General features: G+C 56.3%; 25 protein-coding genes and 1 tRNA gene. 14 read left to right on the forward strand and 12 right to left on the reverse strand.

Going from position 1 to position 26355, the window contains the following annotated elements; translation table 11 throughout:
- Positions 1 to 67: 67 nt before the first annotated feature.
- From ACFCXQ_RS09080 to ACFCXQ_RS09100, 5 genes are all read right to left on the reverse strand, one after another.
- Positions 68 to 742, reverse strand: a complete 675-nt coding sequence (locus tag ACFCXQ_RS09080; protein ID WP_379549869.1) for an inner membrane-spanning protein YciB — start codon at positions 740 to 742, stop codon at positions 68 to 70.
- Positions 742 to 1665, reverse strand: coding sequence for a signal recognition particle-docking protein FtsY (gene ftsY, locus ACFCXQ_RS09085; protein WP_379549871.1), 924 nt, complete (start codon positions 1663 to 1665; stop codon positions 742 to 744). Before ftsY ends, ACFCXQ_RS09080 begins: the two co-directional genes overlap by 1 nt.
- Complete coding sequence (locus tag ACFCXQ_RS09090; protein ID WP_379549873.1) at positions 1662 to 2876, reverse strand: MiaB/RimO family radical SAM methylthiotransferase; 1215 nt, start codon at positions 2874 to 2876, stop codon at positions 1662 to 1664. Before ACFCXQ_RS09090 ends, ftsY begins: the two co-directional genes overlap by 4 nt.
- The gene (gene dapF, locus ACFCXQ_RS09095) at positions 2873 to 3682 is read right to left on the reverse strand and encodes a diaminopimelate epimerase (RefSeq protein ID WP_379549875.1); all 810 of its coding nucleotides are present in this window, start codon (positions 3680 to 3682) and stop codon (positions 2873 to 2875) included. The genes ACFCXQ_RS09090 and dapF overlap by 4 nt, the downstream gene beginning before the upstream one ends.
- A 64-nt stretch (positions 3683 to 3746) precedes the next feature.
- Positions 3747 to 5357 carry a putative bifunctional diguanylate cyclase/phosphodiesterase gene (locus tag ACFCXQ_RS09100; protein WP_379549877.1) on the reverse strand — a complete coding sequence of 537 codons (1611 nt, stop codon included), beginning with the start codon at positions 5355 to 5357 and terminating at the stop codon, positions 3747 to 3749.
- Positions 5358 to 5597: 240 nt separating this feature from the next.
- Between ACFCXQ_RS09100 and ACFCXQ_RS09105 the strand changes: the two genes are divergently transcribed.
- Positions 5598 to 6008, forward strand: coding sequence for an EVE domain-containing protein (locus tag ACFCXQ_RS09105; RefSeq protein WP_379549879.1), 411 nt, complete (start codon positions 5598 to 5600; stop codon positions 6006 to 6008).
- Between the two features lie 9 nt (positions 6009 to 6017).
- On the opposite strand, the gene ACFCXQ_RS09110 is transcribed toward ACFCXQ_RS09105, so the two are convergent.
- Entirely contained in the window at positions 6018 to 7697 is a 1680-nt protein-coding gene (locus ACFCXQ_RS09110) for a thiamine pyrophosphate-binding protein (protein ID WP_379549880.1), read from the reverse strand.
- Positions 7698 to 7882: 185 nt separating this feature from the next.
- Between ACFCXQ_RS09110 and ACFCXQ_RS09115 the strand changes: the two genes are divergently transcribed.
- Positions 7883 to 8074, forward strand: coding sequence for a hypothetical protein (locus ACFCXQ_RS09115; RefSeq protein WP_379549881.1), 192 nt, complete (start codon positions 7883 to 7885; stop codon positions 8072 to 8074).
- Here ACFCXQ_RS09115 and ACFCXQ_RS09120 read toward each other — a convergent pair.
- Entirely contained in the window at positions 8071 to 9387 is a 1317-nt protein-coding gene (locus ACFCXQ_RS09120) for an MFS transporter (RefSeq protein ID WP_379549883.1), read from the reverse strand. The genes ACFCXQ_RS09115 and ACFCXQ_RS09120 overlap by 4 nt on opposite strands.
- A 114-nt stretch (positions 9388 to 9501) precedes the next feature.
- Here ACFCXQ_RS09120 and pgsA point away from each other — a divergent pair, with 114 nt between their 5' ends.
- The gene (gene pgsA / locus ACFCXQ_RS09125) at positions 9502 to 10110 is read left to right on the forward strand and encodes a CDP-diacylglycerol--glycerol-3-phosphate 3-phosphatidyltransferase (RefSeq protein WP_379549885.1); all 609 of its coding nucleotides are present in this window, start codon (positions 9502 to 9504) and stop codon (positions 10108 to 10110) included.
- 103 nt (positions 10111 to 10213) lie between these two features.
- Positions 10214 to 10891 carry an FkbM family methyltransferase gene (locus ACFCXQ_RS09130; protein WP_379549887.1) on the forward strand — a complete coding sequence of 226 codons (678 nt, stop codon included), beginning with the start codon at positions 10214 to 10216 and terminating at the stop codon, positions 10889 to 10891.
- A 10-nt stretch (positions 10892 to 10901) separates the two neighbouring features.
- Here the strand turns inward: ACFCXQ_RS09130 and ACFCXQ_RS09135 are convergent, their stop codons facing one another.
- Together ACFCXQ_RS09135 and rnd are read right to left on the reverse strand one after the other, a co-directional pair.
- Positions 10902 to 11798 (reverse strand): hydrogen peroxide-inducible genes activator, encoded by an 897-nt coding sequence (locus tag ACFCXQ_RS09135; RefSeq protein ID WP_379549889.1) that lies wholly within the window; start codon positions 11796 to 11798, stop codon positions 10902 to 10904.
- Positions 11799 to 11823: 25 nt separating this feature from the next.
- Positions 11824 to 13050: a ribonuclease D gene (gene rnd, locus ACFCXQ_RS09140; RefSeq protein ID WP_379549891.1), complete on the reverse strand. Its 1227-nt coding sequence runs from the start codon at positions 13048 to 13050 to the stop codon at positions 11824 to 11826.
- Between the two features lie 208 nt (positions 13051 to 13258).
- Between rnd and aspS the strand changes: the two genes are divergently transcribed.
- From aspS to ACFCXQ_RS09175, 7 genes are all read left to right on the forward strand, one after another.
- Complete coding sequence (gene aspS / locus ACFCXQ_RS09145; protein ID WP_379549893.1) at positions 13259 to 15046, forward strand: aspartate--tRNA ligase; 1788 nt, start codon at positions 13259 to 13261, stop codon at positions 15044 to 15046.
- Positions 15047 to 15208: 162 nt separating this feature from the next.
- Positions 15209 to 15445, forward strand: coding sequence for an acyl carrier protein (locus tag ACFCXQ_RS09150; protein WP_379549895.1), 237 nt, complete (start codon positions 15209 to 15211; stop codon positions 15443 to 15445).
- Positions 15446 to 15542: 97 nt separating this feature from the next.
- Complete coding sequence (gene fabF / locus ACFCXQ_RS09155; protein WP_379549897.1) at positions 15543 to 16805, forward strand: beta-ketoacyl-ACP synthase II; 1263 nt, start codon at positions 15543 to 15545, stop codon at positions 16803 to 16805.
- Position 16806: 1 nt separating this feature from the next.
- On the forward strand, positions 16807 to 17775 hold the full coding sequence (gene mltG, locus ACFCXQ_RS09160; RefSeq protein WP_379549899.1) for an endolytic transglycosylase MltG: 969 nt from the start codon (positions 16807 to 16809) through the stop codon (positions 17773 to 17775).
- 35 nt (positions 17776 to 17810) lie between these two features.
- The gene (locus tag ACFCXQ_RS09165) at positions 17811 to 18308 is read left to right on the forward strand and encodes a 2'-5' RNA ligase family protein (RefSeq protein WP_379549901.1); all 498 of its coding nucleotides are present in this window, start codon (positions 17811 to 17813) and stop codon (positions 18306 to 18308) included.
- A gap of 75 nt (positions 18309 to 18383) precedes the next feature.
- Positions 18384 to 19064, forward strand: a complete 681-nt coding sequence (locus ACFCXQ_RS09170) for a Crp/Fnr family transcriptional regulator (protein ID WP_379549903.1) — start codon at positions 18384 to 18386, stop codon at positions 19062 to 19064.
- Between the two features lie 83 nt (positions 19065 to 19147).
- Positions 19148 to 19224: transfer RNA gene (locus ACFCXQ_RS09175), tRNA-Met, on the forward strand.
- A 317-nt stretch (positions 19225 to 19541) separates the two neighbouring features.
- Here ACFCXQ_RS09175 and ACFCXQ_RS09180 read toward each other — a convergent pair.
- A complete protein-coding gene (locus ACFCXQ_RS09180; RefSeq protein WP_379549905.1) occupies positions 19542 to 20285 on the reverse strand; it encodes a helix-turn-helix domain-containing protein in 744 nt (247 codons plus the stop codon).
- A gap of 199 nt (positions 20286 to 20484) precedes the next feature.
- On the opposite strand from ACFCXQ_RS09180, the gene ACFCXQ_RS09185 reads away from it, so the two are divergent.
- The 3 genes from ACFCXQ_RS09185 to ACFCXQ_RS09195 all read left to right on the forward strand — a co-directional run bounded on the left by ACFCXQ_RS09185 (position 20485) and on the right by ACFCXQ_RS09195 (position 25337).
- Positions 20485 to 20913, forward strand: coding sequence for a hypothetical protein (locus ACFCXQ_RS09185; protein WP_379549907.1), 429 nt, complete (start codon positions 20485 to 20487; stop codon positions 20911 to 20913).
- 261 nt (positions 20914 to 21174) lie between these two features.
- Positions 21175 to 23238 (forward strand): tetratricopeptide repeat protein, encoded by a 2064-nt coding sequence (locus tag ACFCXQ_RS09190; protein ID WP_379549909.1) that lies wholly within the window; start codon positions 21175 to 21177, stop codon positions 23236 to 23238.
- Between the two features lie 494 nt (positions 23239 to 23732).
- Positions 23733 to 25337, forward strand: coding sequence for a hypothetical protein (locus ACFCXQ_RS09195; protein ID WP_379549910.1), 1605 nt, complete (start codon positions 23733 to 23735; stop codon positions 25335 to 25337).
- Positions 25338 to 25363: 26 nt separating this feature from the next.
- Here the strand turns inward: ACFCXQ_RS09195 and ACFCXQ_RS09200 are convergent, their stop codons facing one another.
- Both ACFCXQ_RS09200 and ACFCXQ_RS09205 read right to left on the reverse strand, forming a co-directional pair.
- A complete protein-coding gene (locus ACFCXQ_RS09200; protein ID WP_379549912.1) occupies positions 25364 to 25702 on the reverse strand; it encodes a hypothetical protein in 339 nt (112 codons plus the stop codon).
- A gap of 57 nt (positions 25703 to 25759) precedes the next feature.
- Positions 25760 to 26344, reverse strand: a complete 585-nt coding sequence (locus ACFCXQ_RS09205) for a tetratricopeptide repeat protein (protein WP_379549914.1) — start codon at positions 26342 to 26344, stop codon at positions 25760 to 25762.
- Positions 26345 to 26355: the final 11 nt, after the last annotated feature.

A 26355-nucleotide genomic window follows, 5' to 3' on the forward strand; every position in this document is an offset into this window, starting at 1 on the left:
CCGCTAAAGATGAGTAAATCCTAACTGTCGATTGGTTCTACCATTATATGAAGGAAAACTCAGTGTCTTACCCGGTTGGCGGTTCATCTTTCAGCACTTCATCTGTATCTTCCAGTGACAGGCCGTGCTTCAGCAGCATCGGTATCTGGCTGAAAGTGAAGAGGAAACTGAGTGGCATAAACACCCAGAACTTTGCCCAGAGCCAGCTTTCAAAGCTGAACTGACTACGCAGCACCTCGTTGAGGCCCGCTAGCGCGAGGAAGAAGATGGCCCAATTGCGTGAAAGCTTGAGCCAGCCTTCATCGGAAAGGCCTTCAAACGCGGCTTCTAGCAGGATTTGCAAAAGCGCTTTCCCGCGCCAATAGCCAATGAGCAGAGCGATGCCGAAGAATGCATAGATGGCAGTTGGCTTGATCTGGATGAAGCGCTCGTCGCGCAGCCATATCGTCAGGACACCAAAGCCCACGATCAACGCAGTCGACAGCATGAGCATCGGCGAGACTCGGCCAAATTTCCACTTTGAGAACAGTAGCGCCGCCACCGCCGCGATCATAAAGGCAATTGTGCCTTTGATAACCGCGGCTATCTCGCCAATGGGGCCGGGTTCATCCGGTGAGTACCATTTGTACACGCCAAGGAAGACGAGCAACGGGCCGTAATCGACCAGGATATTGAGCCAGCCAGATTTCGGTTTTGCCGCCGGTGCCGCCCGCTCCGCCGTTTCAGGTGCATCAGAACTCATCAGGCAACTCCAGCAATCACCCGCGCGACCAGATCGGGGTCGAACGGGCGCAAATCATCGATCTTCTCACCCACACCAATCGCGTGGATCGGCAGGCCATATTGCTCTGCAGCCGCGACCAGAACGCCGCCGCGCGCCGTTCCGTCGAGCTTGGTCATGACCAGACCCGTGACGCCTGCGACCTCCTTAAACACGTCAATTTGGCTCAGCGCGTTCTGGCCGTTTGTAGCATCGAGCACTAGCACCACATCATGCGGTGCCTCCGGATTGAGCTTGCCCAAGACTTTGCGGATTTTCGCAAGCTCATCCATCAGCTCGCTCTTGTTTTGCAAGCGGCCTGCGGTGTCGACAATCAGTGCGTCGGTGCCTTTTTCCGTCGCCGCTTTGACCGCGTCGAACACAATGCTCGCCGGATCACCGCCCTCTGGCCCGCGCACAAGCGGCACATCAATCCGCTCCGCCCATGTTGCAAGCTGACCGATGGCGGCGGCGCGGAAGGTGTCGCCCGCGGCTAGCATCACGCCGTAATCATCCTCTTGGAAGAGGTGTGCGAGCTTAGCTATGGTGGTTGTCTTGCCCGAGCCATTGACGCCAATCACCAGCAAGACTTGCGGGCGCGGGAAGGCGGTGACTTCCAGTGGTTTTGCAACCGGGCGCAGGATCGCGGCGATCTCTTCTGCGACCGCCTCCTTTAAATCAGTTTCGCTGATCTCAAGGCCAAAGCGTTTGTCCGATAGCTTGGCACGAATGCGCGCGGCGGCTGACGGCCCGAGGTCGGACATGATCAGCGCGTCTTCAACATCGTCCAGCGTCGCATCATCGAGCTTCGCTGTGCCCACCACGCTGGTGAGGTTTTCGGTGAGCCTGTCCGATGTCTTGCGGAAACCGCCGAACAGCCGGTCGGTCCAACTCGTTCCGCTCATGTCAAAATGCCTTCTTCAATTGCCGATGGCGTGACCATGACGATTTCGCCGCGCTGCGCGCCTTCCGGCAGCTTTACCCGCGCAAAGTCAGGCGAATAGCCGGTTCCATCGCTTTCGGCGAGTACGCTGAGCGGCTTATCGACGAGGGTCGTGAGCCATTCTGCACGGACCTCGCTGACGGCGGCGCGAAGCTCAGCCGCGCGGCGCTTGATAATGGGACGCTCGATCTGCGGCATACGTGCAGCAGGCGTGCCCGGACGGGGCGAATAGGGAAAGATATGCCCATGAACGATGGCCAGCTCGCGAATGATCGAGAGGTTTACGGCGTGGTGCTCTTCAGTCTCCGTCGGGAAGCCTGCGATAAGGTCTGCTCCAATGGCGATATCAGGGCGATGCGCCTTGAGCCGCGTGACCAGATCAATTGCATCTCCACGCAAATGGCGGCGCTTCATCCGTTTAAGGATGAGATCATGCCCATGCTGTAGCGAGAGATGGAGGTGCGGCATGAGGCGCGTCTCGCTCGCGAACAGCTCAAACAGCAGCGGATCGATCTCGATCCCATCCAGCGAGGACATGCGCAGCCGCTGGAGCGCAGGGCAGGCCTTGAGGATCGCCTCAACCAGCGTTCCCAGAGGCGGTGTGTCAGGCAGATCGTGTCCCCAGCTGGTCACATCCACTCCGGTCAGCACGATTTCTGGTGCGCCTTGCGCGAGGTGTTGCTCAACTTCGGCGAGGACCTGAGCGATGCTCAGCGAGCGGCTTGGCCCGCGACCTTGCGGGATGACACAGAAAGTGCAGGCATGGTCGCAGCCGTTCTGGACTGCGATGAAGGCGCGGGTGTGCTGCGCTGGGACGGGCGACGCTTCGCTGGGCACATTCCAGGCGCGCGGGTCTAGTTTTTGAGTGTTGGCGATTAGCCCGTCGACTTCGGGCATCGCGGATAGCTGTTCGCGTTCGATATCCGCCGCACAGCCAGTGACCATCAGCCGCGCATCAGGATTGGCGCGGCGCGCCTTGCGGATGGCTTGGCGGGTTTGGCGGACCGCCTCGCTCGTCACAGCGCAGCTGTTGATCACCACGACATCTTGCTCGCCGCTCAGCATGGCGCGAATACGCTCGCTCTCAGACAGGTTGAGGCGGCAGCCGAGCGAAATCACTTCTGGTACGCTTGGGGGCGCTTTTGCGGGCGTTTTGGTGGCTAGGTCACTCACGCAAAATCATCCCATTCAAACACGCCATGAAAGCTCTTCGTCGCTGGGCCAGTCATGATAATGTGATTATCTTCGCGCCATTCAATGGTGAGCTCACCGCCGGGCAAGGCCACTGTGACGGTCCGATCGGTCAGACCGCGCCGCATAGCGGCCACCGCAGTGGCGCATGCACCCGTACCGCAGGCTCGGGTGAGGCCAACCCCGCGTTCCCACACGCGTAGCTCAATCCAGCTCGGACCGGTTATGCTTGCGACATTTACGTTGACCTGCTCAGGAAAAACGCTGTCTTTTTCGACGATCGGACCAATCAGTTCCAGTTCAATCATGTTCACATCATGGACGAAGAACACCGCATGCGGGTTGCCAACATTCACGGCTGTGGGTTGTTCAAGCGTTTCCCAGCCAAGCGGCATTTCGTGCGTGTCCATCGCATAAGCCAGCGGTATTTTCTCCCATTCAAAACTCGGCTGACCCATATCGACGCTGGCACCAGTGGCGCTCGGCGTAACGCCAATGATGCCGCCTCCGGTTTCGACCTGCGCAGCCTTGCCATGCAGCAAGGCAACCGCGCGTGAGGCGTTGCCGCAAGCTTCCACCTCGCCGCCATCGTGATTGAATATCCGCATGCGAAAGTCGGCTGCATCCGAAGCGCTCAAAACGATCAGCTGGTCACAGCCAATGCCGGTATGGCGATCAGCGAGCCCGCGGGCGATCTGTGCGGTCATATCGGGCAGGGCAGTTTCCCGCGCATCAAGCACGATGAAGTCATTGCCGAGGCCATGCATTTTTGTGAAATTTACGCGCATATCGCGCGTGGCATTATGCGCCCTGTGCCCGCGCGTCTAGAGATGGTTTACTGCGGTATTCAGCTTAGTGTGAGAAACGACGCGGCATTTCGCGGCTCATCGCCAGCATATCGCTGGGCTGCATCGCCGCCACTTCTTCTTCGGCTACCAGCAGGCCAGCTTCGGCCAGACGCGTGCGGACTGCCTCGGCGGGTTCTGGGCGACCATAGTGGTAGCCTTGGCCTTTCAATTGGCCCATTCTCTTGAGCACACCAAGGATCTCGTCATTCTCAATGCCTTCTGCCGTGATCGGCATATTGAGGCCATTGCCCATGGAAATAATCGCATCGACCAGCTTTTCACTAGCGCCTTCATCGCGCAGCTCGCTGATGAAGCTGCGATCAATCTTGATGCGGTCGAACGGAAGTGTGCGCAATTGCGCTAGGCTTGAATAGCCCGTACCGAAGTCGTCGAGGCTCACTCTCACACCTTGATTGCGCAGGCTGGTGATCATGTTGCGGGCCATGCCAATGTTTTCGTGCAGGCAGCTTTCGGTGATCTCAATGTCGAGGCGCGATGCGGGGAAATTGTGCTCGACCAGCAAGCGCACGAGCTTTTGTGAGAACCATGGGTCGCGCAATTGCACTGGTGAGATATTGACCGAGAGAGACAGATCAGGGTGCCAGAGCCGCGCATCTTGAAATGCCTGCGCGATGAGCTTTTCAGATAATTCGGAAATGAGCCCGATATCTTCCGCGATGGGAATAAAGACATCAGGGCCAACTGTACCGAGTTCTGGCGATTGCCACCGTGCCAGCATTTCAAAGCCGACGAGGTCGCCTGTATCGAGGTCGATCTGCTGTTCGTAAAAGGGAAGAAACTCGCCTTCGCGAATGCCTTTGCGAATGCCATTTTCCAGATCGTTCCGGAACCGTAGTTCATATTCCATGCTAGGCTCGAACCAGAACATTCTGTTCTTGCCCTGTTTCTTTGCCTGATACATGGCGATGTCCGCCTTGTGGATCAGCTGCTGAGCGTCCTCGATCCGGTTGCCGGAAGTTTCTACATCAGCTTCACCAACAATGCCGATAGAGATCGTCACTTCGACTGAAAGATCATCCAAGTGAAGCGGTTTGGAGGTACGGTCGATGAGCAGTGCTGCTGTGTGCTCTACGCGATCACGCTGACCCGATTTGTATTGGATCGCGCAGGCAAATTCATCGCCGCCAAGCCGCGCCAGCAAGGCATCTGCGGGAAGAGTATCGGCGATACGCTCTGCAATTTTCTTTAGCACCGTGTCGCCAATAATATGGCCGTTCAGATCGTTGACCTGCTTGAAATTGTCGAGGTCAAGCAAGATCACTGCGACATCGTTATCGATTGCTTTTGCGTCATCGATCAAATTGGCAATTTCCGGACCAATGCTGCGCCGATTGTAACAGCCTGTGAGGGGGTCGACGTCGGCGAGACGGCGTGCCTCCTTTTCGGAAATACGGCGAGTTTCCAGCTCTGCTTTCAAGGCCTTGAGCCTGTTCCAGCCTAGAAGAACAAGCGCGACATTGAGCAGAAGCGCGTTGGTAAAAATAAGATCAGGTTGCGATGCCAGGCCCTGCCAAGCACGCACGAGCTGAGGGAGAACTGTGCCGCCAGTGCCGATGAACAGGATGATCGCACCCATCGCGATGCCGGTTGTCACAAAGTCGTGCTCTATGTCGCTCGACGATGAGAACTTTTGTCCCAGCGCCTCACGAAATGTCCTTACTTTGGCAGCCAAACCAACCCCCGGGCTCTCATCATTAGGTTCTCACAACCGTGCCCCTATGAAGCGAACTAGTTAAAATTGCGGTAAATTTGCTCTTTAGGGGCTTGTCGATTTGAGCGAGAGCCGCTTTGACGTTGGTCGAGCATGCTCGTCATAAACACAAAGGTGAACGTAATGGCCCGTTACTGGTTGGTTAAATCAGAGCCCTTCAAATATAGCTGGGATGACCTAATCCGCGATAAGGAAGAGGTGTGGGACGGGGTTCGTAATCATCGGGCCAAGAACAATCTGAAAGCGATGGAGGTGGGCGATCAGTCTTTCTTCTATCACTCGCGTGAAGGGCTTGAGATTGTTGGGATTTGCGAGGTGTCGGTTGCTGATCTCAAGGACCCAACAGACCCCACTGGCACATGGGATACGGTGAAGTTCAAGCCGGTGCGAAAACTGGCCAATCCGGTCACGCTCAAACAGATCAAGGCTGAGCCCAAGCTGGCCGAGTGTGAGCTTGTTCGTCTGTCGCGGCTATCGGTGGCAGAGATCACTCCGGAAGAGTGGAAGATTATCAACGCAATGTCTGAGGGCTGATCGCCAGCTCTAACCGCTGCGCAGGCCGCTAATGCTCGCGCCGCTGGCCGCCAATTGCTCGATTTCAATGATGCAGTGAATAAGGCGCAGCCCCGAGAGGCCTTCTGCTTGAGTCAAAGCTGTTTGAAACTCTTCCGTAGTCTTCGCGGTCGCTGACCATCCGCCAAAGCTGGACGCCAGCATTGCAAAATCAGGGTTCTTCAGTTCGGTCGCAGAGACACGCTCGGGAAACTCGCGTTCTTGATGCATGCGGATTGTGCCGTAAGCCGAATTGTCGACCACAATCACGATAAGGTCGCAATCATGCTGGACCGCGGTTGCAAGCTCCTGACCATTCATGAGGAAATCGCCATCCCCTGCGACTGCGACCACGGTGCGATCAGGGAAGCGTCGGGCAGCGGCCACAGCAGCTGGCACGCCGTACCCCATGGCGCCGGCGGTTGGCGCAAGCTGCGTGGGAAAGCCTTCATACCGCCAATATCGGTGCCACCAGCCTGAGAAATTGCCTGCGCCATTGCAGATGATTGTGTCGGCTGGCAGTGTCCCGAGCATAAAGGTGACACAGGCGCCCATATCGAGCGCGTGATCGTTTGGCTGAGCGGTGGCCCAAGCCTCCCATTCGGCGTGAGCTTCGCTTCCTGCGGCGGATTGTGTGATTGCTCGGCCAGCTAACAGCGCTGCGTGCTTTGCGAATTCATCCATGCTGGCGCAGATTGACAAGTCGGTAGGATAAACGCTGCCCAGCTCATTCGGGTCGGGATGGACGTGGATCAGCTTGCGCTTGGCATCGTCCAATGGCGGAACGGTGTAGCCATCGGTCGTCGCCTCACCCAGGCGCGCTCCCACTGCCAGCACGAGATCGGCGTTTTTGACCCGCTCCACCAGTTTGGGGTTAGGGCCATAGCCAAGATTGCCGGCGTAGACAGGGCTGGAGGGGCTAGTCGCGTCTTGCCTGCGAAAGGCGGTCGCGACGGGGAGTCCGATTGTCTCCGCGTAGTTTTGGAAGTGCTCACGGGCGTCGGGATTCCAGCCAGCACCACCGATTATCGCAATTGGACTGGCTGCCTCGGCAATCAGAGGCATCATCGCCTGCATCGCATCGGGGCTGGGCGATTGTACTGGCCGAGAAACAAACGGGCGTGGCTTGGCATTGGAGCGAGTTGCAGAGCTCAGCATATCTTCGGGCAGAGCCAGCACGACAGGGCCGGGTCGTCCCGAAATTGCGGTAGAATACGCACGCGCTATGTATTCCGGGATCCGATCTGCGCTGTCGATCCGTGCAGCCCATTTACAGGCTGGCCCGAAGAAGGCGGCAAAGTCGAGTTCTTGAAAACCTTCGCGGTCGCGCATTTGGCTATCAACATCGCCAACGAACAGGATCATCGGCTGGGAATCCTGCATCGCGACATGCACGCCGATGCTGGCATTGGTCGCGCCGGGGCCGCGCGTGACGAAGCAAACGCCGGGACGTCCTGTCATTGCTCCGTCCGCGCAGGCCATGAAGGCTGCGCCGCCTTCTTGCCGGCAAGTAACAACATCAATCGCACCTATATCATGCAGTGCATCGAGAACCGGCAAAAAACTCTCGCCGGGCACAGTGAAAATCCTGTCACACCCCTGCTCGGCAAGGCATTCTACCAGCAGTCTAGCGGCATCAGGGGTAGGCGGTGCGGGGCGTGAAGTGCTCATAGCTATTGGCGTTAGCGCTGCTGAGTTTTTCAGGCAATCGCAGCGCGTGCTGCAATCACCTGCGCAATGATCTATCAAGAGACCTGTGAGCATATATGGTTAACACGGTTTCGAACCGTCCCAAATCGGTTCAAACGTGGATTCGCGCGTTACACGATGGTTAGCAGCGCGTTAACAGGTGCCTTATGAGACGTTCGCTTGTTCTGACAAATGAGACCGCTCGCAACCGTTTTCGGGCGAGCCTTCCGTCATACATATTTAGGCCGGTTGATGATGCCAGGCAGGAGCCGTTCTGGCGTCTGACCGCACGGGATATCCGCGGTGTTGCAACGACTTACTTCGCGACATTCGCAGCGACGCTGGCCTTCATTCTTTAGGCAGGCGCGCTTTGGGCTTCACGCTCTGCGTTCAAGAGGCGCCTACCAAGCCAAGCTGAAATGATACACATGCCCGCGCTCAGCAACAGCTGTTCGGCAATCGGGATGCCAAAAAAGCTAAGGCTCATGGCGATCAGTGCGCCTGCGACCATCGCCCCAGAATTGACGATATTGTTCGCCGCAATTGTGCGGGCGGCCTGATCTGCTGCGACGCGTGTCGTGAGAAACGCGTAGAGCGGCACCACAAACATTCCGCCAGCAATCGCGATGCCCAAAAGGCAGAGAAGCAGCGCTGTCGCCATTGGCCATCCAATAAATTCGGTCACACCCATCAATTCGGTCGGCGCGTTGGCTGCCCAGAGCCGGCAGACAAGGTAAAATGCCACAACGAATACGCCCATCAATATGACTGATATAGGCGCATAACGTGCCGATACAGTGCCTTTGAGCAAGGCGTTGATCGAAACCGATCCAATCGCGATCCCGACAGAGAACACGGCTAAAAACAGGCTGGCGACCTCTTTGCTGGCCATAAGCGTATTCTTGGCAAGCGGCGGGAACTGGATCGTCAGTACTGCGCCAATGGTCCAGAAGAAACTGATCGCGATGATCGCGTAGTAGATCTGGCGATCATGCATGGTCCCACGAATGAGATTGGATGATGCGCGCCAGATGTTCCAATCGATCCTCTCTATTGTGCCGAGCGGCGGGGCAGCAGGGATTTGCCTGCTGACCATATAACCAACGATAGCCGTAAAAATGATGCCGCCCGCTGCCCATTCGACAGGAATCCAACCGGCGATAATAGTACCGGTTAGGATAGCGATATAAGTCCCCGCTTCGACCAAGCCAGTGCCTGCAAGCACTTCTTCTTTTTTAAGGTGCTGCGGCAAAATTGCATATTTGATTGGTCCGAGAAATGTTGACTGAACGCCCGTTAGAAACAGGGCCAGCATCATCAGAGGAATGGCGAACTCATCCACCGCGATACCCTGCCAAGCGAGATAGAGCCCGCTCGCGCCAATCAGCATCAAGATAATCTCGCAGAACTTTACGGTGCGGATAATGCGCGCCTTATCGCGCATATCGGCCAATTGCCCCGCAACCGCCGAAAGCAGGAAGAACGGCAGCATGAACAACCCCGTTGCAACCGCACTGAAAATGCCCTCTTGGCTCTCATCGCTATAGACGGTGTAGACCACGAACAGGACCATGGCGGTCTTGTAGAGATTGTCGTTGAACGCGTTGAACAACTGAGTCACGAACAGCGGTAGAAAACGCCGGCGGCGCAATAAATGCGTCGATGTGGTCATAAAGCTCCAAGCGTGGTGACCAATGGGGTGACCTATGTGTCTAAAGCACAATAGTTTGCGGGCAAGCTAATTCGCTCCCTTTTGCCCGCGCGATTTGCTCGCTACAGGGGGATCATGTTGACACTACCCAACATATTGACCCTCTCGCGGATTGTGGCGCTGCCACTGCTCGCGTTCTTCTTGTGGTGGCCGGAATGGCAGCTGGGATATGCGATCGGCTTTGTACTTTACGGCCTGATTGCGATCACGGATTTCTTCGATGGATATCTTGCGCGGGCACAGGGTACGGTCTCAAAGCTCGGTATCTTTCTCGATCCGATTGCCGACAAGATCATGGTCGCAACGGTTATACTTGTGCTGACGGCTCAGGGCTATCTGCGCGGGCCATATGTGGGCGATTTTCATGTCATCGCGGGTCTGGTCATTCTGATGCGGGAAATTGCCGTGTCTGGCTTGCGCGAGTTTCTCGGCGGTATTCAGGTTTCGGTTCCGGTGAGCAAGCTGGCGAAATGGAAGACGACGTTTCAGTTGGTGGCGCTGGGCGCGCTAATCGGGGGCGGGGCGATCCACGGCCAGCCATGCCAAGTGCCGGGAGACGCCTGCGCCTCTGTGCAAGAGACCTGGATTCATCTGGTTGGGCTGACCGCTTTGTGGGCTGCTGCTGTGCTGACTTGTATTACTGGCTGGGACTATCTGCGGGTAGGCCTCAAGCACATGGATTGAGGTTTAGAGTGCCGCGTTAGGAACATCGCCAGCGACTGTCCTGCGTTAGAACCCTTTCCATGAAAGCCTTGTTCCTTGGCAAAGCGTCGTTACAACGGCCGTCATGTTCGCAAAACTATTGGGTCGGGCATACACAGCGCCTGAAGAAGAAGCGTATCAACGCTTGGCGCGCAAAGGCTACAAACCAGCATCGATTATCGATGTTGGTGCGTATGAGGGTAATTGGACGCGTCTGGCGCGCTCGGTTTTTCCCGGTACGCCTGTGATGATGGTTGAGGCCCAACCCGCCAAGATTCCCATCCTGCAAACCGTCGTATCAGAGCTGCCGCAAGTGCGGTTGGAATCGGCTGTGCTTAGCGGCACTCGCGGCGAGGAGATCACATTTTTCGCGATGGAAACCGGTTCGTCGATGATGCCGGAACGCAGCAATGTGGATCGTGAGAAACTCACTCTCAAAACCGAGACGCTTGATCACCTAGCGCAGGATATCAAAGGTCCGATCTTTCTTAAGATCGATGTGCAGGGCGCTGAATTAAAAGTGCTTTCGGGCGGTGAGGAAACTCTCAAACGCTGCGATCTGGTACAGCTGGAGATTGCTGTCCTGCATTACAATGAAGGCGCGCCGACCTTTCTTGAGGTCATTCAGTATATGGATGATCACGGCTTTGTGCCCTATGATTTGTCGGGCTCAAGCCGCCCCAATGGCGTCGATCTCGTGCAGGTCGATTGGCTCTTTGTCCGGCGCGATTCGGAATTGCGCACGGAATTTTTCGAGTTCTAATGAGGGGCGGTCAGCCCGCCTTCAGTTCTTCCGCCAACAGTTTGAAATCGTCCGCGCGAGGGGAATTCTTGCGCCAGATCAGCGCGATTTCGCGGGTAGCCGTGCCCGATTTGAGCGGCCTTGCAACCACATCTGTGCCGGCCAACACCCCCGCATCAACGGCCATTTCGGGTAGCATGGTGAGCCCCAGACCATTGTCGACCATTTGCACTAGCGTATGCAGGCTGGTCCCGATCATCGCCGCGCTAGCTCGCAGTTCTGGGCGATTGCACGCGGCAAGTGCATGATCGCGCAGGCAATGCCCATCCTCGAGCAATAACAAGCGGCCTTCATCAATCATCGCAGGATCAATGCGGGCAGGGGGATCGCGCGGGTCATCCTTGGGAAATGCGACGAACAGCGCATCCTCGCTGATATGCGCTTTTTCCACCTCGCCAGTATCAAAGGGAAGGGCGAGAAGAACGCAATCGACCCGCCCATGTTGCAGCGACTCGACCGCATCGTTGCTGGTTTCTTCGCGCAGGAATAGCTTGAGATCCGGGCGTTCTTTGCGCAGGCGCGGCAAGATACGCGGCAGCAGGAACGGCGCGATCGTCGGGATGACGCTCATACGAAGCTGCCCCACCAGTGGCTTGCCTGCCGCTTTCACTAGATCGGACAGTTCTTCCGATTCGCGCAGGATCCGGTGCGCCTTGTCGACCACTTGATTGCCCAGGCTGGTAAAGCGAACGACACGCCGGCTGCGTTCAACCAGAGTTACCCCAAGCAGCGATTCAAGCTCTCGGATCCCAGAGGACAGCGTCGATTGCGACACGAAACTTGCCTCGGCCGCCTTGCCGAAATGGCCATGTTCATGCAGCGCAACGAGATATTGAAGCTGCTTGATGGTGGGCAGGTAAGTGCTCATCGCGCTTCGCTCCTGCCGCTCTCGGTCATTCCGCTGCCTGCGCTTCAGCGTGTTTGGCCGACCCGTTGTCCGCCATATCGTCTGCCATATCATCAACGTTGGTCATCAAGAGCTTGCCGTTTTTGACTGCAAAGGCGACTTTGCCCTCAACCAGATCAAGCGCGTCGCTACCGAACACATCTTTGCGCCAGCCTTGCAGGATTGGCAGGTCGCGTACCCCGGCGGCAAGCGATTCCAGCTCGTCAGTCCGGGTGAGCAGCCGCGCCGCAATGTCGATTTCTCGCGCGCGGATTTTTAGAAGCAGCTTGAGCAAATCCGCCACCAAAGCGCCTTCTTTGCCCAAAGGCGCCCCGCGCTTCATCTTTTGCGGCATCTCTTTATTTGAAAGAGGCTCAGCCTTTTCGATGATCTTGAGCATCCGCTTGCCAATGTCATTATCACGCCATGCATTGGATAGGCCTCGCACCTTGCCCAGGTCGGCCTGTTTCTTCGGTGGATGGCTGGCAATATCGGCCAGTGTCTCGTCGCGCATGATGCGCCCGCGCGGGATATTCTTATGCTGCGCTTCGCCCTCACGCCAGCCTGCAAGGGCCTTCAGGCGGCCCAATACTGCCGGATTGCGACCCGGCGAGCGAATACGCTTCCACGCCATTTCAGGGTCCGTCCGGTAATTTTCCGGATCAGCGAGCTTGTCCATCTCGGCATTGAGCCAAGCGCCGCGCCCGGTTTTGACCAGCTTATCGAGGATCATCGGGAATATCTTGGAGAGATGCGTGACATCGCCGATCGCATATTCGATCTGACGATCGGTTAGCGGGCGGCGGCTCCAATCGGTAAAGCGCGCACCCTTATCGACGGTAATGCCGAGCCAGCTTTCGACCATATTGGCATAGCCGATTTGCTCAGACTGGCTGATGGCCATCATTGCGATTTGTGTGTCGAAGATCGGCTGCGGCGTTTTGCCGGTGAGGTTATAGATAATCTCTACATCCTGCCCACCAGCGTGGAAAATCTTCAAGACGTCGGGATTGTCCGTCATCAGGTCGAGCAGCGGCTTCATATCGATGCCCGGGGCCAGCGGATCGACGGCTGCGGCCTCTTCCTCATTGGCGATCTGCACGAGGCAAAGCTCCGGCCAATAAGTGTTTTCGCGCATAAATTCGGTGTCGACCGTGACGAATTCGCTCTTCGCCAGACGCTCGCATAAATCGCTGAGCGCTTCGGTCGTGGTAATCAGGTCATGTATCTTCATAAATCATTTCTTATGTTCGGGCGGAGTGCCGCCCCCGGGGCTTTTGGCAAAAACCATAAGGCCCCATTGACTGTTGGCGGCTTGACAAAACAAGCCTGTTGCCCTGTTAGCGCGCCCTATAGTTATAAGGCGCGACTTAACGCGGGACTCGCATCCCTTTGGTGAGGCGAGCCCTAGCGCCATAGCTCCAAAATTGGAAAGATTTTAGATGCACGCTTATCGTACCCACAACTGCGCACAGCTGACCAAGGCAAATGTCGGCGAAACCGTTCGGCTTTCGGGCTGGGTGCATAAGAAGCGCGACCATGGCGGCGTGCTCTTTGTCGACCTGCGCGATCACTATGGCATCACGCAGATTGTTGCTGATGAAGATAGCGAGGCGCTGAAACTGCTCGACGGGCTTAAGTTGGAAAGCGTCATTACGATTGATGGCGAAGTGAAAGCGCGCAGCGGCGACACTGTTAACGCTAATCTGCCAACTGGCGAAATCGAAGTGTTCGCGCGTTCAGCCACAGTGCAAAGCGCGGCGGAAGAGCTTCCCATGCCGGTCGCAGGCGAGCAGGATTATCCAGAGGACATTCGCCTCAAGTATCGCTTCCTCGATCTGCGCCGCGAAACCATGCACCGCAATATTATGCTGCGCTCTCAGGTTATCACCTCGATCCGCAAGCGTATGATTGACCAAGGTTTCACCGAGTTTCAAACGCCGATCCTGACTGCGTCGAGCCCCGAGGGTGCACGCGATTTTCTCGTGCCCTCGCGCATGCATCCGGGCAATTTCTATGCGTTGCCGCAGGCGCCGCAAATGTTCAAACAGATGCTCATGGTGTCAGGCTTTGACCGCTATTTCCAAATCGCGCCATGTTTCCGCGATGAAGATCTGCGCGCTGACCGGAGCTTGGAGTTCTATCAGCTCGACTTTGAAATGAGCTTTGTGACGCAAGAAGACGTGTTCCAGACTTTGGAACCAGTTCTGGCGGGCGTGTTTGCTGAATTTGCTGATGGCAAAGCGGTGACCGCGAGCGGCGATTTCCCGCGCATTCCCTATGCTGAGGCGATGCTGAAATATGGCAGCGACAAGCCTGATCTGCGCAACCCGCTGATCATTTCAGACGTCACCAGCCACTTTGAAAAATCCGGGTTTGGCTTGTTTGAAAAGATCGTGGGCGGCGGCGGGGTTGTCCGCGTAGTGCCCGCGCCGAAAACCAATGAGAAGAGCCGCAAGTTCTTCGATGATATGAACAATTGGGCGCGCAAAGAGGGCTTTGCGGGACTTGGTTATGTCACCCGCAAAGGCGGTGAATTTGGCGGGCCGATTGCCAAGAACCACGGGCCGGACTTGATGGCTCAGCTCTATGATGAGCTCGGCCTTGGCCAGGACGATGGCCTTTTCTTTGCCGCCGGCAAAGAGAAAGACGCAGCCAAGCTAGCCGGCGCGGCACGCACGCAGGTTGGTGAGCAATTGGGCCTGATCGAAGAGGACTGCTTCAAGTTCTGCTGGATCGTTGATTTCCCCATGTTTGAATATGATGAGGAAGCCAAAAAGATCGACTTCTCACACAATCCGTTTTCCATGCCGCAAGGCGAAATGGAAGCGCTAGAGAGCAAAGATCCGCTCGATATCCTCGCGTGGCAGTATGACATTGTCTGTAATGGCTATGAGCTCAGCTCCGGCGCAATCCGGAACCACCGCCCGGACATCATGTACAAAGCCTTTGAAGTTGCTGGCTATTCTAAGGAAGATGTCGACCGCGAATTTGGCGGCATGATCGAAGCATTTAAGCTGGGTGCGCCGCCGCATGGCGGGTCTGCGCCGGGGATTGACCGGATTGTAATGCTGCTGGCCGGTGAAGAGGCAATCCGCGAAGTGATCGCTTTCCCGATGAATCAGAAGGGTGAAGACCTGATGATGAGCGCGCCGAGTAAGGCTGAGCTGGCGCAATTGCGTGAGCTATCATTGCGCGTGGTCGAGCCGCCGAAGACAGAGGGCAACTAAGCAAACCAACAAATTTGGGCCAATTGCGCTTGAATTTTGTCTTGAGTGTACCGACTTATCCAGCGTCTTACGCTTTTGCATAAGGGGGTACTTGCCAGCGCGTCCACCGTTGATTAGGGCAAATGGCAATTCACAAACCCCCATTTTCGAAGAGGGAAAAATATGAGCGATACTGCCGACCGCGTGCAGAAAATTGTTGTTGAGCACCTTGGTGTTGAAGGCGACAAAGTTACCCAGGAAGCCAGCTTCATTGATGATCTGGGCGCTGACAGCCTCGACATTGTCGAGCTCGTTATGGCGTTCGAAGAAGAATTCGGCGTTGAAATTCCTGATGATGCGGCTGAGAAAATCTCAACCGTGGGCGACGCGACCAAATTTATCGAAGAGCATCAGGGCTGATCTGCCCATCCAGCTCAACCCGCAGCATAGCTAGCGGGGACTGACAGGCCCGACCCGGCATAGGGCCGGGCCTGTTGTTGTTTTTGCGGAGATATTAATGCGCCGAGTGGTCATAACTGGTCTGGGCCTGGTCACCCCTTTGGGCGGCGATGTCGAAACAACGTGGAAAAACCTGATCGCGGGCGAAAGCGGCGCGGGAACAATCACGAAATTCGACCCTGAGGGACAGAAATGCACCATTGCTTGCGAGGTCAAGGACAAGGACCACGCTTGGGGCTTTGACCCGGATAAGCGGGTTGATCACAAGGTGCAGCGGCAAGTCGATCCGTTTATCATTTACGGCATTGATGCCGCTGGTCAGGCGATTGAAGATGCCGGTCTGGACGGTGATTTGCCTGAGGTGATGAAGCGCCGTATCGGCTGCTCTATTGGTTCGGGCATTGGCGGATTGCCGGGTATCGAGAAAGAATCGATTGTCTTGCATGAGCGCGGACCGGGCCGGGTCAGCCCACATTTTGTCCACGGACGACTGATCAATCTGGTCACCGGCCAGGTTCAGATCAAATACGGCTTTATGGGACCAAACCATGCGGTTGTGACAGCCTGTTCCACTGGCGCGCACTCAATTGGCGATGCTGCTCGCATGATCCGCGACGATGATGCTGATATTATGCTAGCGGGCGGAGCAGAGAGCACCGTTAATCCGCTCGGCATAGCTGGGTTTGCGCAGGCACGTGCGCTCAACATGAGCATGAATGACCGCCCGACCGAGGCAAGCCGCCCATACGACAAAGACCGCGATGGCTTTGTGATGGGCGAGGGTGCCGGCGTGATGGTGCTTGAGGAATATGAGCACGCCAAGGCGCGCGGCGCGAAGATTTATGGCGAAGTGACCGGCTATGGCCTCTCCGGCGATGCCTATCACGTCACGGCGCCGCACCCCGATGGGCTGGGCGCGCAATTGGCGATGGAAATGGCGCTGAAGAAGGCGGGAAAGAACGCGGGCGATATCGATTACGTCAATGCGCACGGAACTTCGACCATGGCTGACACGATTGAGCTCGCAGCCGTCATGCGCGTGCTGGGCAAAGATCTGGGCGGGGCTTCGATGAGCTCAACCAAATCCGCCATTGGCCACTTGCTGGGCGGGGCAGGCGCGGTGGAGGCCATCTTCTGCGTGCTGGCGATGCGCGACAGCGTGGTTCCGCCAACGCTGAACCTGCATAACCCCGACGACGGCACAGAAGGCGTTGATCTGGTCCCGCTGAAGGCCCGCGAGCGTGAGGTGAATGCCGTGCTCAACAATAGCTTCGGCTTTGGCGGCACCAATGCCAGCCTGATTATGCAGAAGGTGGATTAAGATGCGCAAGGGCGGCTTGATGGTCGCCGCGCTGCTCATTTTGGGCGCGCTCGCTGGCCTTGGCTGGCTGATCCTGCCTTGGACTAGTCCCAGCAATCTAGCCGAAGACACGCAATACACCGTGCCCAGCGGCGCGACGCTGACCTCAATCGCGCGCGATCTGGAGGAAAAGGGGTATATTGACGATGCCGATGCGTTCTTACTGCGCGCGAAGCTCCTCGGAAGCAGCGACGGCATTAAGGCCGGCGAATTTCTGCTTCCTGGCGGTGCGAGCCCGTCCGCTATCGTTGCGACCTTGCAAGATGGGCAGACCGTTCGCCGGTTTGTGACGATCCCTGAGGGCATGCCCTCGATCATGGTGCTCGAACGTCTTGAAGCGGTCGAACTGCTGTCTGGCGAGATCTCAGCACCGCCCGAGGGCTCGATTATGCCCGACACGTATGATTATGCGCGCGGTGAAAGCCGCGAGGCGGTGCTCAACCGCATGCGCGCGGCGATGGATAGCTATCTCGACGAGGCATGGGAAAAGCGTAGCGACCGCGCTGCCGTGTCCAGCATAGAAGAGGCAGTGATACTCGCCTCGATCATCGAGAAGGAAACCGCCGACAAGAGTGAGCTGCGCAAAGTATCCGGCGTCCTGTCCAACCGGATTCGGATTGGCATGAAGCTGGGTGCGGATGCGACCACGATCTATCCCATCACCAAAGGCAAACCGCTGGGGCGGATGATCCGCGTGTCTGAGCTGCGCGATCCCAATCCTTATAACACGCGCGCCATTGCTGGTCTGCCGGTCGGGCCGATTACCAACCCGAGTCGTGCAGCGATTGCCGCTGCGCTTGATCCCGAAGAAACCGAGGCGCTCTACTATGTCGCCGATGGTAGCGGCGGCCATGTCTTTGCTAAAACGCTGGAAGAGCATAATCGCAATGTTGCCAAATGGCGTGAGTTCCGCGCGCAAAACGGGATTTGAGTGTGGCGGAGGCTGTGGGAGATGCGCCGCTCATCATGACCGCCGAGCTGCCCAAAGATCTGCATAGCTGGGCGACGCGCCTGCGCACGAAGCACTTCCCACCGGACCGCAATTTCCTCGAAGCGCATGTCACACTGTTCCACGCTTTGCCCGCGCAATGTGAGGAGGAGGCGTGTGACTATCTCAAGCAACTTGTCGGCGAGTTTGCTCCGGTTGAGGCGCATTTGGAAGGCGTCATGTCGCTAGGCGGGGGAACCGCGCTCAAGCTAACAAGCCCTGATATGCTCACGCTGCGTGATCAGATTGCGGACCGGTTTCACGGGCTCTTGACACAGCAGGATCAGCATCGCCCGCGCCTGCATGTCACGGTTCAGAACAAAGTGACTGCAAAAGAGGCCAAGGCGCTGCAGCAAGTCCTCGAGTTTACGGTGGAGCCGCGCGAATTCCGCTTTTCTGGCTTCGCGCTTCACCGATATCGCGGCGGGCCATGGGACTTCGTTCGGCGCTTCGCCTTTCGCGGCGCGGCGCGCTAAGCACATCCAACTTATGGGCTTCGAGCTTGCGTGATAAGCTGCTATAAACCTGCGAAAGCTGGGGAGTGTGTGAGGATGGGCGAAACGCTATCTATATTGGGATATTTGGCGGGTATTCTGCTGATCATTGCGGTTTTGATGACCTCGATCAGGGCGCTGCGGATATTCGCACTCTTGGGCGGGCTCGCGGCGCTCGCTTATTTCGGCTTAAGGGGTGATGGGCCGTTTGAATTTATCCTCGCGGGGCTGTTTGTGGTGGCCAATGGCATGCAACTCGGCATCCTCATTAGCCGCGCGCGCAAGGGCAACCTGCTGGTCGACGAGCAGGCCTTGTTTGCGCAAGTGTTAGGCGTTGATAATCCGGGGCAGCGCAACCGGTTGCGCGATTTGCTGGCTTGGCGAGAATTGACTGAGGGTGAGGTGTTGATGACGCAAGGGCAAAGCGACCCGCCGCTTGTTTACATCGCCAGCGGCAGCGCTGAAATTGAGCATGACGGGCGGCTTGTCGGTGTTTGCGGCGCAGGCGATTTCGCCGGAGAAATGAGCTTGATTTCTGGCGAGAAGGCAAGTGCGACCGTCACTGCCAACCGGCCAATGCGTATCGCCCAATTTGACCGCGATGCACTGGGCCATTTCTCGCGCGAAGTGCCTGAAGTTGGCAACGCCATTGCAAGCGCGCTTAACCGAGGGCTCGCGGCAAAAGTATCCAGAATGAACCAAGCGGCGACGATCAAAGCGGATACGCAAACAAACTAGCCACACAAATGGTTGACCGCTCGCGCGCCGCGCCCTAAACGCGCCGCTCGCTTGCCGCAAACGCCGCAGCGTACCTCAATTGGGGCGGAGTAGCTCAGCTGGTTAGAGCAGCGGAATCATAATCCGCGTGTCGGGGGTTCAAGTCCCTCCTCCGCTACCAATAGTATGGGTGAGCGATTGATCCGAGTTTGGTCATCCTCTGCAAAAAGCTAGGCAAGAAATACGCTTCATTGCTCGCGTGCGATGCTGGTTGCTGCGAATGCAGCGCCTTCAAGCGGAGCGCACAGTTCCGTGAACATTTACAAGTACTTCCCCTGCTATCCCTAGATCGCAGGTTTGGACCGCACGGCGGTGGAGGCCAATTAACGCGGACTGACTAGGGCCGAGCAATGCATGGGCGTGCTGGTAGCAGCGCCGATGGACAACCGCACCCGCCATCTATCAGTCGCAATGCAAAACCAGATGGCCCGTCCTTAGCTACGACTGCGCAAATCGGCGATATTGGGATGGTGTAGTCTCAGCCGCCTTGCGGAAAGCTGACGTAAAGTGAGCTTGGTTGGAAAAGCCGACTGAAAGGGCGATTTCTGCGATTGGCCAATCTGTGTTTCGGAGCAGCCGCTTGGCTTCGTTGATACGCTCAGCGATCATATATTTGTGAGGCGGCGCGCCAAAACTAACGCGGAACTGCCGCGAGAATTCCGAAACGCTTAGATCACACAGCTCAGCTAATTGCTCGACGCTGATCGGCTTGTCGAGATGCTTGTCGATATACTGCTCAGCCTTGTCACGATTGTCTGTCGATAGAGCTTTCGGACTGGCAGTAATTTTCCCGCTATCGATCTGCGCCGTAGCAATGGAGAAGTTGGCCATCGCGGTATTCACAAGCGCATCAACCGAGGCAGTATCAAACGGCTTTATGAGATATCCATTGGGACGCACGATTGCCGTTTTGAGCACCGTTTCATGGTCCGCATGGCTTGTCAGAAATGCGATTGCCATTACATGATCTTCTCGCAATTCCGTCGCCAGTGCGATGCCGTCTCGCTCGCCATCTATGTGAATATCTAGCAGCGCCAGATCTGGTGTGTGCTCCGATGCGAGGGCCACTGCGTCAACAAAATTTGTGGCCAATCCAACTACCTCGTGCCCGAGAGAAATGAGGATCTCTCTCAGGTCACGCGCCATAATTCGCTCGTTCTCAACAACCAGAATCCGCAGCATCTCGTGGCTCCATTTAGCTCGGTAGTTCCCAGGCATAACCGCCATAATACTCGAAAGGACTTCGTTGGAATTCGCAAGGTAATACGCCCAAACCGGCGCAGGAATTGAATAATTCTTGGGGGAATCGGAAATACTAGAACGTCATTTGTTGCGAAACCACTCTCCGAAAGTCCGATTTGGAATTTTTGAGGAGGAAAGCATGGCGACGCAATTCGTTTCTGATAGTGCAAATTCACGCTCATCTGCATGGGGCGAGCTCATCATAGAACAGCGCAAACCCTATCACTCTCCCCAAAAACAGCGACAACCCGATTGGGATGCCCTGCGCTCAATCGATGTTGTTACGGTTTGCGAAGATCCTCGGCATTGGAAGTCTCTGACCGCCCGCTCAATGCGAGGAGATGTGCCAGCTTTCGGGCAATTGCTAGAGGAGTTTTCAACCTGCCTTGAGCTGTTTTTCTCGCGGCTAATGACTGATGATGCTGCGCTAGTCGCGGTCGACGAAACTCTTCGGTCGATCGCCGACAAGTTCCACACTTGTGACACAAGCCGTCCAATTCTGCCTTGGCTACTTGCGATCGCAACATATCGCGCGGAACATCCGATGAAGCAGAGCATACCCCATTGAGTTTGCCCTAGGTGCTGTAGCTGCCTTTCCGGTACCAACAGGCAAAAAGGGCACCCGGCGCATTCTCCCACTCACCGACCAGCGCCGGGTGTCCGCCTTTTCTTGATGAGCCCTTCTTCCGCACAATTGTGTTGTAACCCAATCGATTGACTGCAATAATTTGTCCGGACATTTACTCCATTCAGTTAAAGAGGTGAATGTGTGAAGAAGGCAAGATGTCTTTTTCAGCTCGGGCGATTTTGCTCCGCGATGCTCGGGTCGATGCTCCTTGCCATCGCCGTTGTTCCTAATGTCGCTCAAGCCAGTTCAGCATGCGATGACCTGCTTGAGAAGCTGCCTCCGCGCGGGCCGGATCGATTAGCAGCCGGTAAGCCATGCATTGATGAATTGCTCAGCCTGCCGAGAGCAGATCAGACGCGCATTGTGCGGCACTACGCGCGGAATTTGCCCGATTACATCGCCCCGGCAGAGATCGACTCCGTGGTCGATGGCCTGCCTGAAGATATTGCTTTGCCACTGGCCGCATATGCTGCGCGCTACTCCGCGATAGGACCCGGTGATGAGTTAACGCAGAAGGTTGATGGTTTGGTTGCTAGCGCCGATCAGCAAGGCGACGATCTCGCGATGGCGCACCTTCAATTTCTGATGGCTGCGCGCGTTTTCCGGAACGGCGGCGACCATGCCGTGATGGAGCGGCACCTTCAGCAAGGCCTATCGTTGGCTAAGAAGACCAAGGCGATTGGGCTCATTCCGTATATCACCAATTCGCTTGCTGTAAGGGCAAAAGTAGACGGCGAATATGACGTCGCAATCATTCGATATCGCGAAGCGCTGGAGCAATTCGAAGCGACTGGCGATCTGGGGTCGATCGGCATTGCGTATGGCAATATCGGTAATATCTTTTCCGATTTGGGTGACAATGAGCAAGCGATCGAGATGTATCGTAGATCGGTTGAGATCTACCTCGAGCATTCACCAGAGCAGGAGCAGCGCCTGGCGACCGCATATACAAACCTTGGAACGGCTCATTCGATCGAGGGGAACTATGATCAGTCTAACGAAGCATTCGAGCTAGCGCGGGAATATAGCGACAGACTGCCAACGCGCAGATTGGACGGCCTGATCAATTATCAGAACGCGGTTGCTCTATTTGAAGCAGGGAACCGAGCTGAGGCTATTCCTATGGCGCAGCGCTCGATTGACCAGATACTCGAGCACCGTGATCCCTCGGAGGCTGCCACAGCCTTGAACTGGCTGGCAGCTCGGCACCTTGAAGATCGCAACCTTGCGGCCGCAAGAATTTCGCTTGAGCAGGCCCGCGCGATAATGGAGCCAGAAGGAACCGGCGCGGAAGGATTACTCGACAATCCCGGCAATACGTTCTGGGCGCAAGAGTATGCGCAGAGCATGGGTTCGCTGCTTATGGCTCTTGGTCGCCGAGAAGAGGCCGCAAGCTATTTCGATGTTGCCCTGCAGCTCAGCAGTGAGCGGTTCGAACGGGAGAAGATGAGTGCCGTGGTCAATAGCGAGCTTCTGTTTGAAGTGCGTGACCGTGATCTCCTCCTCGAAAGAATGGAAAATGAGGCGACCATTTCGGAATTAAAGCTAGAACAATCGCGATTGCAGCTCATTGCCGCCATTGCCGCTGCAATTGCGATCGCACTGTTGGGTGTGGCAGGATACCGAGCCTATATCGCGCAAAAACGCGAAGCCAGAGTCAAAGACGTGTTCCTGACCGAAATTCACCATCGCACGAAAAACAATCTGCAACTGCTGACCAGCATCCTTAACCTCGACGCACGCCGTGAGAAAGGCGCAAAACAGCCGGTGGAGCAGCAAGTTGATGCATCCAATCGGGCTCGGACGATGGCGCTTGTCCACGACCATATTTATGCGCAGGAAACTCCCACCAGCACTATGGTGGATGCAAACGCTTTTGTTGATGATTTGCTGGTGCTGTTGGAGCAAAGCCTGGGCAGAGACGATGTTGAGCTAACCTGGCACACAGATAGTGAGACGATTGACGTGAGCGAGCTGACCTCGCTGGGATTACTGATAAGTGAGCTCGTCACAAATGCGTATAAGCATGCGTTTAAAGATAAGGGCGGGGTCATTGATGTGCGTCTGGAATCCTGTACTTCGGGCTTCCAACTGACTGTCATGGATGATGGGTCTGGCTTCGATCACCAGCCAGGCACTCGAAGAATAGACGGGCTTGGCCTGTCGCTCATCGACGATCTGGTCAATCAGCTTGGCGGGAAGAGCGAAGTAACTAGTGATGAAAGTGGCACCGTCTGGAAGGTATCCGTGGACCCAGCAGCTTAGCTACTCTCCTCGTGGAACGAGTGATCATCGCCAAACTCTCGATATAACTGCTGATCCGTTCTACATGTTGAATGCGCCTTCCATGCCATTTCGACTTGCACCGTGCAATAATTCCAAGCGGTTCAATTGTGACAGTGTAGATCACCAATCGTCACGATTGGGTCATATGAATCGCGCACCGCGTACAAATTATGGCTGTAGCGACCGTCTTTCTCACCGAAGAAATGGCGCGACTGGAACTATGCCCTCGCTCTCGCGCTAGTTCCCGCTAGTCTGATCGAGCCAGTTAGCAAGTAAGATTGAACGACTAGCGCTATTGATAGATCCGCGATGAGATCTCTCGCAGCGTAGTGGGCGCTCGCTACCGTTTTCATCTCGAAAGTTCGCGCAACCGAGCGATCGAGAGGTTTGCCTGCAATGGTTCCGCTTGAGCAAAGCAGTGGCTTGGCCATTCGCGTTTCTCACTTAGGCCACTGCTGTGGTATGCCGTGCAAATGATACGGGACACATTCATTGCGGTAGGTGCATTGACGATACTCTTGCTAGGCGTCGCATCCCCTGCAGAGGCACAGCGGCGTGAGTATGTCCAGACGATCTATCTTAGCGGATTTTATTGTATTGCCGTGCAGCGTGATAGCGTGGTTGGTCCTGCCAATGAGGTGTTCTTTACCTTTGTAACGAACGCGCCAGCCACCCAAGGCATTAGCAGCTCAAGCGTAGGCACATTCAAGGGGGTCGTGCCCGGCTATAGCCGCAAAACGCGCAACATGGTGTGGACGGGACGGCAGCAGGATTTGGCCTTGCGGGTCGCCATGTGGGAGCAGGATGCAGGAGGCGAGACCGGCACAGTTGTCGCCAAAGTGATGATGGCAGCGTTAACTGCCGCTGCAGGGCGGGCCGGTGGCAAAAGCACCGGAGCAGGCAGGCTGGGCAACACCGCGAGAAATGCAAGCATGCCGAACTCTAGAGGTGGAACGATACGCGAAGACGCGCAGGCAGAGCGCGGCTTCATTCAACAGATGGGCAGAGGCGCCAGCAGGGTCTTCGGCTTGGGGCACGATCTGATGGGCTATGCTCGGCAAACGTTTGACAATGGCGATTGGTCCGCCAAGCCGACTTATAACGAGCGCGGTATCCGTTATCATTTCTACACGTCGCATCGCCGAGGCGGTGCCAATTGTAGAGCGTATTTCCTGATCGAGCGGGGCCAAGAGGTACCGCGTGCGCAAACTCCGCAAGAGCGGCCGCCTCAGATTGCACAGCGTGCGCCTGAGCAGAGCCCGTCTCCAGATCAGCCTTATCCAGATCAAGCGCAGCCGAATGGCTACTACAGCGATCCGAACGGACCTTACCCGCCTGAGCCGCCGCTTCCGCCTCCGCCAGAGTACATCCCGCCACCGCCCGCACCAGAGCCAGAATGGTACAGGGCGCGCTTCGTCAACCGATGCAAGGTGCCTGTGTCATTCAGTTATGCCTACCAAAACCCATCGCGTGGGTGGGTGAAACGTGGCTGGGGTCTGCTTGATCCGGGCGAGTCCAAGCGGATGGAAGGCAATACTCTCTTGTCTGAGGTTTACGTATACCTGTCCAAGGGGAGGATCTCCGGATCGTTTGACCCGATGGCGCTCAATCTGTCCGTTCGCAGCAAGGGCTTTGATACCGACCGCTCGAGGGTATTTCAGGGGGAGGGCGCGCGCATGGCGCGCTATAGCCAACACTTCCTGAGCGACATTTCCGGCGTAGAAGCCATTCCGATTGTGGATTGCGATGATTGGGTTGCCGGGGAACTTGCGCCGCCAACGCGGCCACAGCGGACAGTTCCGACTGTCTTGCCTTACACCACTGAAGAAAGCAGAAAACGCGAGGCCGCAGAGGGTGCGGGAAAAAGTGATCAGGCGAGGAAACGCGAGCCCGTCCAAGCAGCCCCGGTTGCAGATAAACCCCTTGTGAAACGCGCTGCGCCTGAGCCTGCCGCGCCAACAGTCAGCTCCTTGCCTCCGCAAAAGAGCGATCCGGCGGTAGATGCTGAACGCCGCCGCGAATTGATAGAGCGAGGCATACTCACACCTAACGAGGAAGCTCCACCCGACAGGAGCTGAGTCTCTACACAATCAGTTAGAGGGACCTATACCTGGCCGCGGATTTGTTTGATTAGTGACTGCACCGTCTTGTCAGCGCGGATAGTCTTAGCCGTTCGCTCGACGATCGCCTGAAATTCTGGCGAATGGCTGACCTTTTCTCCCAGCTCGTCCGTCAACAATGCTCGAACAAAGTTCTGAGTGAAGTCTTCTTCTGAAAGGCCCTTTATGGCGTTAAGCGCTACAACTCGCTCTCTCTGTGTTAGCGTGCGTGCATCGGCTTTCTGAGTCTTTTGTGTCTTATCAGCGCGCTCACGCTTAGCCATCCGCTGAAGCTGATTGCGGACCAGCGCCATGACCTGCTCTGTATTGCTGATCCGTGTCATATGATCGTCCCTGATGCCATCTTTACAAGGGTTCCCATGTGCTCTCTAGCGGAGCCATCAATTGATTGTTCGGTTGCCGCCAAACTGGCCTAGAATAAGCGATGTTGCGGACAAATCGCTTCCGTCGCCATCATCATCGTCATCTCCGCTTTGCCCGCGCTTATCCGCAAGTTTGCCGATTTCCGTCATCAACAACTTGATGTCATTGTTCAGGGGCTCATTTTCTTGATTGAGCCGCATACCGTGCTCAAATTTTTCGATGGCTGGTTCAAACTCGTCGCGGATCAGGTGAGTCATCCCCTCCACAAAGACCCGCAGGTAATTGTCGTCGGCTTCAGCGAGCAAAGGCCCCCAAGTGGACAGCGCGCGATCTGCTTCGCCGCTGGTCAATTCAAAGAAGCCCAACTGATATCGGGCGATTGCGAAGCCCGGAGCGATCTCAACTGCGCGCTGCATCGCCCCATGCGCCTCCAGTGGCTGCGCTTTGCCAGCTAAGACCGAACCGCGCATAAAGTGAAGGCGGGGGTCATCAGGGTGCTTTGCCAACAGATCATCGATGGACTTAAGATCGTTGCGTTCGTCGCTCTGTAACAGGGCGACAAGTGCATTGATATCTTCATCAGTGGCGAGTTGATCGGTCATTGTCTTGCGTT

The sequence above is a fragment of the Qipengyuania rhodophyticola genome, from assembly GCF_042493225.1.
GTDB lineage: Bacteria > Pseudomonadota > Alphaproteobacteria > Sphingomonadales > Sphingomonadaceae > Erythrobacter.

Coding starts and splice junctions, on each gene's coding strand:
- ACFCXQ_RS09080 (WP_379549869.1), bottom strand. CDS start 742: ATGAGTTCTGATGCACCTGAAACGGCGGAGCGGGCGGCACCGGCGGCA.
- ftsY (WP_379549871.1), bottom strand. CDS start 1,665: ATGAGCGGAACGAGTTGGACCGACCGGCTGTTCGGCGGTTTCCGCAAG.
- dapF (WP_379549875.1), bottom strand. CDS start 3,682: ATGCGCGTAAATTTCACAAAAATGCATGGCCTCGGCAATGACTTCATC.
- ACFCXQ_RS09105 (WP_379549879.1), top strand. CDS start 5,598: ATGGCCCGTTACTGGTTGGTTAAATCAGAGCCCTTCAAATATAGCTGG.
- ACFCXQ_RS09110 (WP_379549880.1), bottom strand. CDS start 7,697: ATGAGCACTTCACGCCCCGCACCGCCTACCCCTGATGCCGCTAGACTG.
- ACFCXQ_RS09115 (WP_379549881.1), top strand. CDS start 7,883: ATGAGACGTTCGCTTGTTCTGACAAATGAGACCGCTCGCAACCGTTTT.
- ACFCXQ_RS09120 (WP_379549883.1), bottom strand. CDS start 9,387: ATGACCACATCGACGCATTTATTGCGCCGCCGGCGTTTTCTACCGCTG.
- pgsA (WP_379549885.1), top strand. CDS start 9,502: ATGTTGACACTACCCAACATATTGACCCTCTCGCGGATTGTGGCGCTG.
- ACFCXQ_RS09130 (WP_379549887.1), top strand. CDS start 10,214: ATGTTCGCAAAACTATTGGGTCGGGCATACACAGCGCCTGAAGAAGAA.
- ACFCXQ_RS09135 (WP_379549889.1), bottom strand. CDS start 11,798: ATGAGCACTTACCTGCCCACCATCAAGCAGCTTCAATATCTCGTTGCG.
- rnd (WP_379549891.1), bottom strand. CDS start 13,050: ATGAAGATACATGACCTGATTACCACGACCGAAGCGCTCAGCGATTTA.
- aspS (WP_379549893.1), top strand. CDS start 13,259: ATGCACGCTTATCGTACCCACAACTGCGCACAGCTGACCAAGGCAAAT.
- ACFCXQ_RS09150 (WP_379549895.1), top strand. CDS start 15,209: ATGAGCGATACTGCCGACCGCGTGCAGAAAATTGTTGTTGAGCACCTT.
- fabF (WP_379549897.1), top strand. CDS start 15,543: ATGCGCCGAGTGGTCATAACTGGTCTGGGCCTGGTCACCCCTTTGGGC.
- mltG (WP_379549899.1), top strand. CDS start 16,807: ATGCGCAAGGGCGGCTTGATGGTCGCCGCGCTGCTCATTTTGGGCGCG.
- ACFCXQ_RS09165 (WP_379549901.1), top strand. CDS start 17,811: ATGACCGCCGAGCTGCCCAAAGATCTGCATAGCTGGGCGACGCGCCTG.
- ACFCXQ_RS09170 (WP_379549903.1), top strand. CDS start 18,384: ATGGGCGAAACGCTATCTATATTGGGATATTTGGCGGGTATTCTGCTG.
- ACFCXQ_RS09180 (WP_379549905.1), bottom strand. CDS start 20,285: ATGCTGCGGATTCTGGTTGTTGAGAACGAGCGAATTATGGCGCGTGAC.
- ACFCXQ_RS09185 (WP_379549907.1), top strand. CDS start 20,485: ATGGCGACGCAATTCGTTTCTGATAGTGCAAATTCACGCTCATCTGCA.
- ACFCXQ_RS09190 (WP_379549909.1), top strand. CDS start 21,175: ATGCTCCTTGCCATCGCCGTTGTTCCTAATGTCGCTCAAGCCAGTTCA.
- ACFCXQ_RS09195 (WP_379549910.1), top strand. CDS start 23,733: ATGATACGGGACACATTCATTGCGGTAGGTGCATTGACGATACTCTTG.
- ACFCXQ_RS09200 (WP_379549912.1), bottom strand. CDS start 25,702: ATGACACGGATCAGCAATACAGAGCAGGTCATGGCGCTGGTCCGCAAT.
- ACFCXQ_RS09205 (WP_379549914.1), bottom strand. CDS start 26,344: ATGACCGATCAACTCGCCACTGATGAAGATATCAATGCACTTGTCGCC.